Genomic DNA, 12,953 nt, shown 5'->3' on the forward strand with positions numbered 1-12,953 from the left:
TATAATTAAAATCAAAAAAAGTTACCTCAGGAATTTATTTAATATCTATTGGTTCGACGGATTTCAGACACGACCAAGGTGCTTGTAAGACTATCGTGGAGACATTGGTTTCGTCTGTTGAAAAAGAACATTAAAAAGCCAATAAAGAATGTAAAAACATTAAGAATATTCGCAAAAAAGCGTCCTGTAGATTGCCCGAAATTTATCTTCGCACCATCAGTACTTAATAATTTGATGTTTAATGCTTTTTGCCCTATGGTTTGTTGAGAATCACTGCAGTGCATTAATGAAAAATACAGCCAACCGGGTAATAGCGGAACAATCGCCGAAGGAATAATAATGATAAAAACATCAAGCAATCTTGCCAGAAATCTTTCACCAAAATTCGCATAGCGATATTCAATAATTTCATTTGGATAATAAACCTTTATGGTCGTGTTGAGGTATTCTACTATCCCGATTTTGTTAGAATTATAGTTTGTATTGGTTGGTTGTGGGAGAATTTCAGGTGCTTTCTGAATTTCTTTATTGAGATTGATTGGCGATGGGGCAGGTGTTTCAAAAAGACTTTTCAGCTCATAGAGATTCCCTGCTTCTGTCCAGTTGTTGATTCCGTCGTGCAGAATGAGAGTGAATTTATTAATATTCAGATCTTTTAGCTCATTCAATGCATAAGGTCCTTTTCGGTTTCCAGCCTCGTGTATAAAATACTTTTGTTCCATAATTTGTATTGTTCTTTTTTTTGAGGCATAAATATATAAATTGCGGATAATTTATTAATCTTTTTTTCACTAGGAGAAGAAAATTTTCAGATATTTTGTTCAATAGATCATCCAGTTGTTTACAGATAATTGTTTTAGCAGATATTAATTCTCATTCAAATACCCTAAAAATAGAGCGAATCTATTAATTTCATGTTTTAAAAACAGATTTTTACGGCTAAATTTATTCTTTCAAATTTCAAAACTATTAAATATACAATTTTATGAATTCAGCTAATGAAGCATCATTCCGAGATTTGTTCAAATCCGAAAACGAAATTCCGGAAGAATATAAAGTTCCTGAAATTCATCAAAGAGAATATCTTCTCAACGGTGAATTGGTAGAATGGAACGGTGAGGTAACCGAAATTTATTCTCCTGTTTGCATTAAAACAGAAAATGGTTTAGAGAGAAAACTACTGGGAAGCATTCCGAATATAAGTCCGAAAGAAGCGATGGAGGTTCTGGATGCTTCGGTAAAAGCTTACAATAACGGTTTGGGAGAATGGCCAACCATGTCTGTAGAAGGAAGAATAAAATGTATGCAGAAGTTCGTTTATCTGATGATTAAAGAACGCGATCTGATCATCAAGCTCCTGATGTGGGAAATCGGAAAAACTTTGGCAGACTCTACAAAAGAATTCGATAGAACGGTAGATTATATCAACCAGACTATTGATGCACTGAAAGATTTAGACAGAGAATCTTCACGTTTTCAGCAGGCGGAAGGAACAATTGCCCAAATAAGAAGAGCTCCGCTTGGTGTGGTGTTGAGTATGGGACCTTTTAATTATCCTTTAAATGAAATTTTTACCACACTGATCCCTGCGTTGATTATGGGAAATACGATTTTGTTCAAACTTCCGAAACATGGAGTTATTGCGCATTATCCTTTATTAAAAGCTTTTAAAGAAGCTTTTCCGAAAGGAACGGTTAACACTTTATACGGAAAAGGTTCAGAAATCATCACCCCGATTATGGAGAGCGGAAAAGTGAATGTTTTGGCATTTATCGGTTCGAGCAAAGTTGCGAACGGATTAAAAAAATTACATCCGAAAGTAAATCGTTTAAGAGCTATTTTAAGTCTGGATGCAAAAAACGCAGCCATCGTAACCAAAAATGCAAATCTTGACATTGCTGTGAATGAAATTATTCTCGGAGCGCTTTCATTTAACGGGCAAAGATGTACGGCACTGAAACTGATATTCGTTCAGAAAGATGTTGCAGAAGAGTTTACTCAAAAATTAACAGCTGCGGTATCAGCTTTAAAACCAGGGCTTCCGTGGGAAAAAGATGTGAAAATCACACCGCTTCCTGAAGTCAATAAACCTCCTTATTTAAAAGAATGTATTGATGATGCTTTGTCAAAAGGAGCTAAAGTTCTGAATGAAAACGGCGGATTTACCGATGAATCTTTTGTGTTTCCGGCAGTTGTTTATCCGGTAAATAGCGAAATGAAGCTGTATCACGAAGAACAGTTCGGTCCTGTAATTCCTGTTGTTCCGTTTGATCATATTGAAGAACCGATCGATTATCAGGTAAATGCTGACCATGGAATGCAGGTAAGTATTTTCAGTGAAGATGCGATGGAAGTTTCCAGATTAATTGATCCGTTTGTGAATCTTGTGAGCCGCGTGAATATCAATTGCCAGGCTCAGAGAGGACCGGATAATTTCCCGTTCACCGGAAGAAAAGACAGTGCAGAAGGCACACTCTCTGTATTTGATGCGCTTCGTTCGTTCTCAATCCGTTCTTTGGTTGCTGCAAAAGTGACCGACTCCAACAAAGAATTGCTGAATACGATTGTGAGAGATCATGATTCTAATTTCCTGAGTACGGATTACATTTTTTAATTAGCATTTTCGATATAAAACAAAAACCGCAATAAAAAAATATTGCGGTTTTTGTTTTGATTAAGAACCAAATTTCATGCTACGAGAGGGTTTAAAAAGCAAACAGATATTGTTTTATTTTAATTAAATTTAGAAATGTTGTAAAAAAATATGTAACAAATATTTTAATGTTGTACTAACTCTACAGAGCGCAAGAAACCATGACCTCACAACAGGAATTTATAAGCAAAATCGAAAAACATAAAGGAATCATTTTTAAGATTTCTAAAATGTATATGGATGACAAAGATGATCGGGATGACCTTTTTCAGGAAATCACCTATCAGGTTTGGAAGGCTTATCCTAATTTTAAGGGTGAGAGTGAGTTTTCAACATGGCTGTACAGAATTGCATTGAATACGGCAATTATTTTCCTGAAGTCTGAAAAGAAAAGAAGCTTTATAGCTAACGAAGATTTTTCCAATTATAAGATTATCCAGGATGAATATGATCATGAAAAAGAAGAAAAATTAGCTGAAATGTATAAAGCCATCAATCAGCTGAATCCCATTGATAAAGCTTTTATTTTCTACTATCTTGAAGATTTTTCCGGAAGAGAAATTGCCGAACAGATGGGGATTTCCGAAGGAAATGTAAGAGTGAAAATGAATCGGGCAAAGAATAAACTGAAAGAAATCCTAAGTAACAAATAGTTCCGAGATACGGGATTCGAGTTCAGTAATCCATCTTATAACTTCGAATCTCGCAACCCAAAACCCGCAAAAAACAAACATTATGAATATAGATGAACTAAAAAATGCATGGAATGACGATGTTTCTGATGAGACACCGCAAATTTCAACAGAGCAGTCGCAAAAGATAAATCTCCCTTTAGAGAAGATCAGAAAAAACATGCGAATGGAATTCTGGTCGACAGTCGGAATATTGCTTTTCGGATTTGCCGTTGTATGGATTCCGGTTCCTGAAGCACCGTTTAAGTTTAAATTTTATTTAACGGTCTTATTGTTTTCAATGGTCATCGTGGTGTCTTTTTTCTTCAGCAAGTTTTTTAAACTGTACAGAGATATCAGTACTCCCATGATGAAAACATATGAATCTCTTCAGGATCTGATGTTTCAGTTTAAATTAAATGAGCAGTATTATCTTTCATTTATGCTGTCATTTGTACCGTTTTTGGTTTGTGAACTTATTATTGTAATTGAATTTATTCCGCATCGTGTTCCTTTGAGTGATTTAAAAATTGCGACCACTATTATTTCTTCACTTGCAATCGGGCTTTTTGGGTTGTTTTTACTTGCAAAATATTGGTACAAAAGCTTTTATGGGAAATATGTAAGAAAGATAGAACAACTTTTGAGTGAATTGCAGAAATGATAAAAAAGAAAATTTGAAAGAAGTCGCTACTTTTTCATATCGATTATAAGTCGTATCTTCGTTTCAATATCAATGAAATGACAGCAAAGTATTTTTTTATAGTGAATTATTCTTCGATCACGCTTTCGTTGTCTTTGTCATATTTGCATGATGACAAATTTTTAAAAAATTCTAAAGAGTTTATTTAATATCCCTGTCGCGACTCAGGGCAGGGCATTGTTAAGTATTTAAACTCAATTTTCATTTTTCTGAATGTGTATTCTGCATACCTGTCACCTTTTTTTGTGCATGGTTATGTCTGAGTCTGTTATTCAGCATTCGGAAATTCATTTTTTAGAATAAAAATTATGTCAGAACAAATTATTTTAACCACAGGAATATATGATTTAATAAAAGACCATTTAAGGAGAAAAAAGACAACTGCTGCAGAAGAAAAAGTACTTCTTTCACAGCTGAGGAACGCAAAGCAGGTATTGCGTAGAGATTTACCGAAAGATATAGTAACAATTAACTGTGAAGTAAAAATAAAAGATTCTTCACAACATCATGAGCAAAAATTTTTGATTGTACCTGATGATAAGGCAAAAGTGAAGAAAGGAAAATATTCGGTATTATCTGATATTGCTTTGGCAATCGTAGGAAATAAGGTCGGTAAAGTTATTGACTGGCCTTTTAAAGAAGGTAACAGAAAAATTGAAATCCTTAGTGTAGAACATATCAATTAATTTTTAAATATATGGTACTGAAGCTCCCAAATTGGGAGCTTTTTTAGATGTAATCTCTTGATATGAATGAACTTATTGAGTGTAATACGCCGGAAACTCTCTCAAAATAGAATACAAATCCCGCCATTCAAAATACCTCGGACTCACACTGTTTACATTTTCGAAACCTTTGTTTTTAAACAATTTCTTAGTTCGTGTTACATGAAAATATTGTGAAACGACAATGATGCTTTTAAAAGGATACTTTTTCTGAATTTCTAAGGTATTTTCAACGGTCAGTCTGGTATTATCACCTTTATTGTCTACAATGATCGCAGAAGAAGGAATGTTTTTAGTGATAAGATAATCTTTCATTTTCGAACCTTCATAAAAACCTTCTTTTCCCAAACCGCCACTCACGATAATCTTTTTAATGCGTTGATTTTGATAAAGCTGTACTCCCGTTTCCAGGCGTTTTTCAAGTCTTTCCGATAATGTCCCGTCTTTATTCACTTTATTTCCCAGAATGACTGCAACATCAGCTTTAGCTTCGGTATCCGATAAACCGTCAGAAATAATGTATGCAGAATGCATGACAAACCATACAAAAATGATAAAACAGATAATTTTAAAAGCTTTAATAATATGTTTCATTTAATTTAATCCCAAATTTTACTGTCTTTCAGCTTTTGAATATCACTTTTTACCCAATCCAGCTGGGTATCTTTTTTATCAATAATATCCTGCATACTTTCTTTAATTTCGACATCAGGAACAACGCCTTTCTGAGTATTTTCAAAAGTAATATTGGGCTGAACCAACAACAATCCAATCGGTAAATCTATTTTTGAATTCGGCAGTTTTTGGTATGAATAAAATCCGGCGACCGTTCCATCATTTGCTCCGCCTGTTTCTTCACCGACTAAAGTTACGCGCCTGTCAAATTTTAATTTGGATGAAATAATTGACGATGCCGAAAAACTTCCGCCATTAATCAGAACATAAACTTTTCCTCTAAAAGCATTGAGTTTCGGTTTTGTTAATTTATTTTCCTTCATTTTATAGTATGCAGTGCCGTCTTTTCCTTTGCGGATATTTAATGTCTGATAAATAAAATATCCGGGATAGGCTGCCGTTTTTAAGATAAATTCTAAAGGACTAGCTGTTCTGAAGTAGTTGGTTTTAAGCGGTGTTGAGGAGGAAGCCAATTGGGCGGGTTTAATGAGAACAAATGGTTCCGGCGCTAAATAAGAATACAGTTGGTTGATTTCGTAGAGCGAACCACCATAGTTTTCACGGATATCAATGATAAGATAAGAAGATTCTGCATCTTTAATTTTGGCAAAAGATTGTTTGTAAAACTTATTGGAAAATGTTCTTGAGAAACTTTTAATTTTCATGTAAGCAATTGTGCTGTCTTTGTCGAGAAATTTAAAATTCCTGTTGTAAGAACTCGTTGAAGCAACATAATCATTCAGTTTTTTTTCCGGACTGCGCTTTTTCTCGGCTTTGTCTTTTTCAAGGTCTTTTTTGTCTTTTGTTTCACGCTTTAAAGTCAGAGTTTGTCTTTTATCTTTGTAAAGGGTTTCGATTTTGGCACTGTCCATAATTCCTTTTTCGGCAACAAAAAAATTAAAGAAAACATCTTTCAGATAATGAGGAAAAAAAGTGCTGTTGTAGCCGTCACTGGTGATGAGATCCCGGTATTTCTTCAGATAGCCCGAAACCGGAACGTCATTAATGCTTAAAAGTTCAGTTCCTGGCTGTATGTTTTGAATGGAATCTTTATTTTCGATAAAATATAAATGATCGCCTTCTACATAATATTCAAACCTTCCGAAAAGCCCTTTTTTATTTTTTAAAGCTTTAATTTCTTTTCTTGAAAATCTTTTCGAGGGAATTCTCAACGACAAATGTCCTTCACGGATTTTTGTAATGACGGGCTGCAGTTTAAAATAAAACTGTGTCGGAGTAAGAGATTTATTGATGGTTGTTTTTAAACTGTCAAATTTAGAATCAAGATCTTTTTTTGAAATATACCAGTTGAGATTAGGGTGCATTTCCTGAAGTTTTCGGTAGGTGAAATCGATATCCTCACGAAGTTTTTCAGGTGGAATCATGCTTAATCTTTGTTCGTTATATTTTTTCACGGAAGTACAAGAAAAAACGGACAGAACAAATAATACGATTAAAATATATTTCAAAATATAGAGTTTTTGGATAACGAATTTAAAAACTTTTAGATATAATTCAGATTTTAATTTAGAGTATAATTTTTTTACCGCAAAAGAAACAAAAGATTTTATTTCGCTGAAGTTCTTCAAAAGTTTATAAAATTATGACATTGCAAGTTTTTTGCATTTGTGAGCTTTTGAACTTTCTATTTTCACAATTATTCTTTTGACTCTTTTGCGGTAAAAAAATTAAAGAGTAAAATAAAAAAAAGTAAAATTCATTTTCGTGCGTCATTGATGAAAGAGTACTAAACTTAAAGAAAGTTTTTTACATTTGAATTTCAAAATTACAGAATGGTTTATTTTATCATATTGGTTGCAGCTATTGCAATTTTCGCCTATTTAGTATTGTCGATGGAGGCTTTTGGAGCAGAACCGCAAGGTGAACGTCTGAAAAGAATGCTGAAGTCTGAAAATTATAAAGATAAGCAGTTTCAGAACCAAAGTTTCACACCATCTGTAGCAGAAGGTTACAGCATGCCGAAAATTGTGTTCAATTTTTTCTTTTCTAAAAAAGACCCATTGTTGAAACCGTTGAGGGCTATTCCCACTGTGCAGACTGATTTGAAAAATCTACCCGATCACGAAGATGTTTTTATCTGGATGGGGCACTCTTCTTATTTCATCAAAATTGATGGCGTTTCTTTTCTGATTGACCCTGTTTTGAGTACCTACGGTTCGCCGTTTAAGTTTTTTAATAAAGCCTTTGAAGGTTCAGACCTTTACAAACTACAAGATATTCCGAATATCGATTATCTCGTGATTACCCACGATCATTATGATCATTTAGATTATCCAACGGTAAAGTCTATTCGGGAAAAGGTAGGAAAAGTCATTATGCCGCTGGGCGTAGGAGCGCATTTTGAAAAATGGGGCTATGATCCCGAAAAGTTTATTGAAGAAAATTGGGACACCGCCGTCCGATTAAAAGATAATCTTAAAATAACGTTCACTCCTGCAAGACATTTTTCGGGAAGAAAATTCCATAGAAACAGTACTTTATGGACATCTTACGTTCTCGAAACTCCCACTAAAAAACTGTTTTTAGGCGGAGATAGTGGTTATGATACGCATTTTAAAACCATAGGTGAGAAATACGGTCCCTTTGATTATGCTATCATGGAAAACGGACAGTACAACGTAGCATGGAAATATATTCACGCTTTACCGGAAGATGTGATACAAGCGAGTCTAGATATTCAGGCAAAAAATATTATTCCCGTACATTCCGGAAAATTTGCGCTTGCTTTACATCCCTGGAATGAACCTCTGCAAAAAGTAACTCAACTTGGAAAAGAGAAAAATCTTCATATTCTCACTCCGAAAATTGGTGAAATCTTAGATTTGAATAATGCAGACCAGCATTTTCAGAACTGGTGGGAATAATTTAGTTAGTCGTGCCAGATTCCTTTGTATCTTTTGGGATGGTTTTCAAGCTGCTGTCTCACGAAATCGCATTCAGGGTCAATCATCAAGTCTTTTTCTTCTGCATAATTTACCAATTTATCCAAAAGTAATTTAGCATAACCGTGTCCCTCAAGATCTTCATTTATTTTAGTGTAGTAAACATTAAGGAGTCTTCCGTCAACAGAAATCGACATATAGCCTACCTTTTTATCATCAATTAATAATTGCAGCTCGTCCTGATAGGGCGTAATTTCAAACTTTATATTTTCCATAATACTGAGATTTTCGTTGATTAAAGATGAGTTGGGAGAATTTTCTCCTATTAAAATTACAAATTAAAAATGATAATGAATACAAATTCAGAGATTTTTAAAATGAATTGTTAATAAATTAAAAATGATTTCAGTAAAACTTTATGAATGTTTATAAAATAAATAAACTGTAATATTATCTTTGAATTTCTAAAATAATCATCAGATAAATAAATTTGAATATTGAATTATTTTCAACAATATCAATTCATTGTATTGTTTTTAACAAATATTAGCATGTTATAAAATCGATTTGGCATTTTAATTGAAAATTCTCTTATAGTTTTAATTTAAAAAAGATGTGAGATGAAAAAGTTATTATTAACCGCAATGATTGTCGGAACGTTTAGTTTAACGTATGCGCAGTCAGATTATTACAACGATTACAGAAGAAGTATTTCGGATGTAAATTGGGCATCGGTCATTACAGATTTGGTATTATCGCAGACGCAGGCCAATCAGATTTATGCTTTGAACGACAGATATAACGATTATAATTCTTGGAACAGAGTATACGTAAGTAATCCAGATAGATGGATAAACGACAGATATGTAGAGTTAGAAAGAATTATGGGGCATGACAAATATTTAAAATTTAAAAATAAATATTACAAAGGTCAGAATCCGGTAGCTGTTTATAACCGAAACAAGAATAATGATAAACGTTACAAACATATGGATAAGAAAGTAAAGGTATACAAACACAAAAACGGAAACGGACATCTATAAATCAATTATCAACTATACATTCAATTTTAAGAGCGACTGGTCGGCAGATCGGTTGCTTTTATTTTATTCAAAATTAAGTATTGTCATTTCGACGCAGAAGAAATCTAATTTTCTTAATAATTAAAAAACTCAAACTCTAAAATCCTCCAACTCAAATCGTCAATCATTTTATCAATTGAAATTATTTGTTACGATACTTTTGTTTGAATTTTATAATTTTACGCTATGGAATCTAATGAAACAATAAAAGGTTTTTACAAACGTGTCGGTCTGGAATGTATAAAAACACCCGGAGTAGGTCATTTTAATGTGTTTTCAAGAGAAAATTGCTCTTTGATTACGCCTTACAGCAGGAGAGATTATTACAAAATTTCATTGATCATAGGAAAAGGAAAGCTTCATTATGCCGATAAATGGATTTATGTAGACCAACCGGCTTTGTTATTTTCCAACCCTGTAATTCCCTATTCTTGGGAAGCGGAAAACAAGGATCAGAAAGGCTTTTTCTGTCTTTTTACCGATCAGTTTGTGCATGACGGAAACCGTTTGGGAAATCTTCAGGATTCTCAGCTTTTTAAAATTGGCGGAACACCTGTTTTCTTTATTAATGAAGAACAGCAGAAAACTGTCGCCGATATTTTTATTAAAATGATGACCGAAATTCAATCGGATTATCTGCATAAATATGATATGTTGAGGGCTTATCTTCATCTTTTGATCCACGAAACCATGAAAATGCATCCTGCAGAAAATTTTGAACCTTATCAGAATGCTTCGCAGAAAGTAGCTTCTTTATTCATGGAATTGCTGGAAAGACAGTTCCCGATCGACAGTCCGGAAAGATTTTTAAAATTGAAAAGTCCGGTCGATTATGCGGAAAATTTGTCGATTCACGTTAATTCTTTAAACCGTTCTGTGAAAGAGATTACGGGGAGAACGACCAGTCAGCAGATCACTTCGAGAATCATTCAGGAAGCCAATGCTTTATTGAAGCATACAGACTGGAATGTCTCTGAAATTGCTTACGGATTAGGTTTTGAAGAACCGGCTTATTTCACCAATTATTTTAAAAAACAGACCGGAATGACACCTAATGCAGTTCGAACTGCGGTTGTTTGATTTTTATAATTCTTCGTTTGATTTCTATATTGACATCGTCAGTCGGCTGCTGTAATTTTGTACTATAAATTTTAAATCACAATTATCATGAAATTTAGAAAATTAGGAAACACAGGAGAGCAGTTGTCTGCTATCGGTTTGGGATGTATGGGAATGAGCTTTGCATATGGACCGACAGACGAGCAGGAAAGCATCAAGACTTTGCACAAAGCATTGGATTTAGGCGTAAACTTCTGGGACACAGCAGACATGTACGCAAACGGAGAAAATGAAAAATTAATTTCAAAAGTTTTGGTTCCGAATCGTGATAAGATTTTTATTGCGACCAAATTCGGATTCAGGTTTAAGGACGGAAAAGCGAGCCACAGCGGTGCTCCCGGAACCTATTTTGACGGTTCACCGGAGTGGATTAAAAAAGCGGTTGATTTGAGTCTTCAAAGATTAAAAATTGATGAAATCGACCTGTATTACGCTCACAGAGTGGATCCGAATATTCCTGTTGAAGAAACAGTCGGAGCCATGGCGGATCTGGTAAAAGCCGGAAAAGTGAAATATTTAGGATTATCAGAAGCTTCTGCAGAATCCATCAGAAAAGCAAATAAAATTCATCCGATTACCGCTTTACAGTCAGAATATTCATTACTGACAAAAGATGTTGAAAAGGAAATTCTTCCGACCGTCAGAGAGTTGGGAATTACACTGGTTCCGTATTCTCCGTTGGCTAGGGGACTTTTCTCGAATATTAATGAGGTTCAGAATTTTGGCAACGAAGATTTCAGAAAATCACTTCCCCGTTATCAGGAAGAATATTTGGAAAACAACAGAAATTTAGCAAAAGAAATCAATGATTTTGCTCTGTCTAAAGGGGTGAAAGGTACTCAGCTGGCTTTGGCCTGGGTTTTAAATCAAGGTGAAGATATTATTCCGATTCCGGGTACAAAACGCATCAAATATTTGGAAGAAAACATTGCTGCGACGAACATCGAGCTTTCTCAAACCGATCTGGAAACCATAGAGTCTATCTTAAAAAAATACCCCAATACGGGTGAAAGATATAACGAAGGTTCTATGAAATTAGTAAACAATTAAAAAACAAATTTAGATTCCTGAATTTGGACTTGGGAATCTGATTTTCATGAAATTTTTTAGATCAGCAATGGTTACACTTAAAGAAAAAAATAAATTTATTGCTACGATTTTAGCATTTGCCGTAATCCCGATGTCGGGTTTGGCAACGGATATTTATCTTCCTTCAATGCCAAGTATGGCGACCGAATTGCATCAGCCGGAAAGTAATATTCAGCTTACTTTATCGATATTTTTAATCAGTTATGGCTTAACCCAGTTTTTTGCGGGAAGTATCGTCGATTCTTTCGGAAGATATAAAATCTCGATGGCTTCTCTGGCGTTGTTTGTCGTGTCGTTCATCATTACAGCAACAACTCAAAATATCTACATCATCTACGCAATGCGTGTGCTACAAGGAGTTTTGTCTGGATTTGCAGTCGTCTCCAAAAGGGCTTTCTTTGTGGATGTTTATGAAGGCGAAGCGAGGAAGCATTATCTCAGTATCATGACGATTGTCTGGTCGGTGGGTCCTATTATTGCGCCTTTTATTGGTGGATATTTGCAGAAAAACTTTGGGTGGCAGTCGAATTTTTATGTGTTGGCAGGATACAGCTTATTTCTTCTCATCCTTGAATTTATTTTTTCAGGCGAAACCTTGAAGAAGAGAAATCCTTTCCACGTTGAATTTTTGCTGAAGGAATATAATTCAATGTTTAAAGCCAAAGATTTCTTTTATGGAATGTTAATGTGCGGGTTGAGCTATTCGATGATTATGTTCTTCAATCTGTGCGGATCTTTCATTATTGAACACAAAATGGGCTATTCTGAGGTGGTTGCAGGCTACGTTTCTTTAATCCTTGGATTCGCCTGGATGGCGGGTGGTTTTTTAGGAAAAGCATTAATCAATAAAGCGTTTTTGCCGAAAATCCGTTATGCTAATTTCATTCAATTATTTTTAATCATTTTGATGTTTATTGCATCCTATTTTTCAAACAATATTTACAGTTTGGTGGCATTTGCGTTTTTAATTCACGTGACGGCCGGATTTATTTTTAACAATTATTTCTCTTATTGTATTGGAAGATTCCCGAATTCTGCAGGGATTGCAGGTGGTTTAACAGGCGGAATTGCCTTCATCATCACCTCAGCCATCAGTTACGGAATTGTAGCGGTGATCAAGCCTCAAATTCAGCTGGAAGTCGCAGAAGGATATTTTGTTTTGGGAATTTTAGGACTGTTTATTTTAAGTATGATTAAATTAAGAAAAGCACATGCATAATTTTTATATAAGATTTAAATTTTTTTTGATCGTCCACAATATGTTATAATTAAATGCTGTTTGCTGTAATCATGATTATTTTTACCACAACGTACGCTAAGGTTATCCACCAAG

Annotated in this window: 13 protein-coding genes; 9 read left to right on the forward strand and 4 right to left on the reverse strand. The window is 34.4% G+C overall.

Annotation, left to right across the window (positions count from 1 at the left end; translation table 11 throughout):
* Positions 1-38: 38 nt before the first annotated feature.
* Positions 39-722, reverse strand: a complete 684-nt coding sequence (locus ACR1PN_RS00080; protein WP_433978331.1) for an RDD family protein — start codon at positions 720-722, stop codon at positions 39-41.
* A gap of 263 nt (positions 723-985) precedes the next feature.
* Here ACR1PN_RS00080 and ACR1PN_RS00085 point away from each other — a divergent pair, with 263 nt between their 5' ends.
* The 4 genes from ACR1PN_RS00085 (at position 986) to ACR1PN_RS00100 (ending at position 4,713) form a co-directional block, all read left to right on the forward strand.
* A complete protein-coding gene (locus ACR1PN_RS00085; RefSeq protein WP_433978332.1) occupies positions 986-2,614 on the forward strand; it encodes an NADP-dependent glyceraldehyde-3-phosphate dehydrogenase in 1,629 nt (542 codons plus the stop codon).
* Positions 2,615-2,814: 200 nt separating this feature from the next.
* Entirely contained in the window at positions 2,815-3,306 is a 492-nt protein-coding gene (locus ACR1PN_RS00090; RefSeq protein ID WP_433978333.1) for an RNA polymerase sigma factor, read from the forward strand.
* An 82-nt stretch (positions 3,307-3,388) separates the two neighbouring features.
* Positions 3,389-3,988, forward strand: coding sequence for a hypothetical protein (locus ACR1PN_RS00095; protein WP_433978334.1), 600 nt, complete (start codon positions 3,389-3,391; stop codon positions 3,986-3,988).
* Between the two features lie 347 nt (positions 3,989-4,335).
* Complete coding sequence (locus ACR1PN_RS00100; protein ID WP_433978335.1) at positions 4,336-4,713, forward strand: GreA/GreB family elongation factor; 378 nt, start codon at positions 4,336-4,338, stop codon at positions 4,711-4,713.
* Between the two features lie 72 nt (positions 4,714-4,785).
* Here ACR1PN_RS00100 and ACR1PN_RS00105 read toward each other — a convergent pair whose 3' ends face one another.
* Entirely contained in the window at positions 4,786-5,346 is a 561-nt protein-coding gene (locus ACR1PN_RS00105) for a YdcF family protein (RefSeq protein WP_433978336.1), read from the reverse strand.
* 5 nt (positions 5,347-5,351) lie between these two features.
* Positions 5,352-6,896, reverse strand: coding sequence for a S41 family peptidase (locus ACR1PN_RS00110; RefSeq protein WP_433978337.1), 1,545 nt, complete (start codon positions 6,894-6,896; stop codon positions 5,352-5,354).
* A 324-nt stretch (positions 6,897-7,220) separates the two neighbouring features.
* Here ACR1PN_RS00110 and ACR1PN_RS00115 point away from each other — a divergent pair, with 324 nt between their 5' ends.
* The gene (locus ACR1PN_RS00115) at positions 7,221-8,312 is read left to right on the forward strand and encodes an MBL fold metallo-hydrolase (protein WP_433978338.1); all 1,092 of its coding nucleotides are present in this window, start codon (positions 7,221-7,223) and stop codon (positions 8,310-8,312) included.
* A gap of 5 nt (positions 8,313-8,317) precedes the next feature.
* On the opposite strand, the gene ACR1PN_RS00120 is transcribed toward ACR1PN_RS00115, so the two are convergent.
* The gene (locus ACR1PN_RS00120; RefSeq protein ID WP_433978339.1) at positions 8,318-8,605 is read right to left on the reverse strand and encodes a GNAT family N-acetyltransferase; all 288 of its coding nucleotides are present in this window, start codon (positions 8,603-8,605) and stop codon (positions 8,318-8,320) included.
* 345 nt (positions 8,606-8,950) lie between these two features.
* Here ACR1PN_RS00120 and ACR1PN_RS00125 point away from each other — a divergent pair, with 345 nt between their 5' ends.
* The 4 genes from ACR1PN_RS00125 to ACR1PN_RS00140 all read left to right on the forward strand — a co-directional run bounded on the left by ACR1PN_RS00125 (position 8,951) and on the right by ACR1PN_RS00140 (position 12,839).
* Positions 8,951-9,373 carry a hypothetical protein gene (locus tag ACR1PN_RS00125; RefSeq protein WP_433978340.1) on the forward strand — a complete coding sequence of 141 codons (423 nt, stop codon included), beginning with the start codon at positions 8,951-8,953 and terminating at the stop codon, positions 9,371-9,373.
* Between the two features lie 225 nt (positions 9,374-9,598).
* The gene (locus ACR1PN_RS00130; RefSeq protein ID WP_072960585.1) at positions 9,599-10,492 is read left to right on the forward strand and encodes a helix-turn-helix domain-containing protein; all 894 of its coding nucleotides are present in this window, start codon (positions 9,599-9,601) and stop codon (positions 10,490-10,492) included.
* Positions 10,493-10,579: 87 nt separating this feature from the next.
* Positions 10,580-11,581: an aldo/keto reductase gene (locus ACR1PN_RS00135; RefSeq protein WP_433978341.1), complete on the forward strand. Its 1,002-nt coding sequence runs from the start codon at positions 10,580-10,582 to the stop codon at positions 11,579-11,581.
* Between the two features lie 46 nt (positions 11,582-11,627).
* Positions 11,628-12,839 carry an MFS transporter gene (locus ACR1PN_RS00140; RefSeq protein WP_433978342.1) on the forward strand — a complete coding sequence of 404 codons (1,212 nt, stop codon included), beginning with the start codon at positions 11,628-11,630 and terminating at the stop codon, positions 12,837-12,839.
* Positions 12,840-12,953 lie beyond the last annotated feature (114 nt).

Origin of the sequence: Chryseobacterium sp. RLHN22 (assembly GCF_051011795.1) — a bacterium.
Taxonomy (GTDB): Bacteria; Bacteroidota; Bacteroidia; order Flavobacteriales; family Weeksellaceae; genus Chryseobacterium; species Chryseobacterium zhengzhouense.

What these genes read in the sequence shown, in the direction of transcription:
- ACR1PN_RS00080 (WP_433978331.1), bottom strand. Translation starts at nt 722, where the DNA reads ATGGAACAAAAGTATTTTATACACGAGGCTGGAAACCGAAAAGGACCT.
- ACR1PN_RS00105 (WP_433978336.1), bottom strand. Translation starts at nt 5,346, where the DNA reads ATGAAACATATTATTAAAGCTTTTAAAATTATCTGTTTTATCATTTTT.
- ACR1PN_RS00120 (WP_433978339.1), bottom strand. Translation starts at nt 8,605, where the DNA reads ATGGAAAATATAAAGTTTGAAATTACGCCCTATCAGGACGAGCTGCAA.
- ACR1PN_RS00135 (WP_433978341.1), top strand. Translation starts at nt 10,580, where the DNA reads ATGAAATTTAGAAAATTAGGAAACACAGGAGAGCAGTTGTCTGCTATC.
- ACR1PN_RS00100 (WP_433978335.1), top strand. Translation starts at nt 4,336, where the DNA reads ATGTCAGAACAAATTATTTTAACCACAGGAATATATGATTTAATAAAA.
- ACR1PN_RS00130 (WP_072960585.1), top strand. Translation starts at nt 9,599, where the DNA reads ATGGAATCTAATGAAACAATAAAAGGTTTTTACAAACGTGTCGGTCTG.
- ACR1PN_RS00115 (WP_433978338.1), top strand. Translation starts at nt 7,221, where the DNA reads ATGGTTTATTTTATCATATTGGTTGCAGCTATTGCAATTTTCGCCTAT.
- ACR1PN_RS00140 (WP_433978342.1), top strand. Translation starts at nt 11,628, where the DNA reads ATGAAATTTTTTAGATCAGCAATGGTTACACTTAAAGAAAAAAATAAA.
- ACR1PN_RS00090 (WP_433978333.1), top strand. Translation starts at nt 2,815, where the DNA reads ATGACCTCACAACAGGAATTTATAAGCAAAATCGAAAAACATAAAGGA.
- ACR1PN_RS00085 (WP_433978332.1), top strand. Translation starts at nt 986, where the DNA reads ATGAATTCAGCTAATGAAGCATCATTCCGAGATTTGTTCAAATCCGAA.
- ACR1PN_RS00095 (WP_433978334.1), top strand. Translation starts at nt 3,389, where the DNA reads ATGAATATAGATGAACTAAAAAATGCATGGAATGACGATGTTTCTGAT.
- ACR1PN_RS00125 (WP_433978340.1), top strand. Translation starts at nt 8,951, where the DNA reads ATGAAAAAGTTATTATTAACCGCAATGATTGTCGGAACGTTTAGTTTA.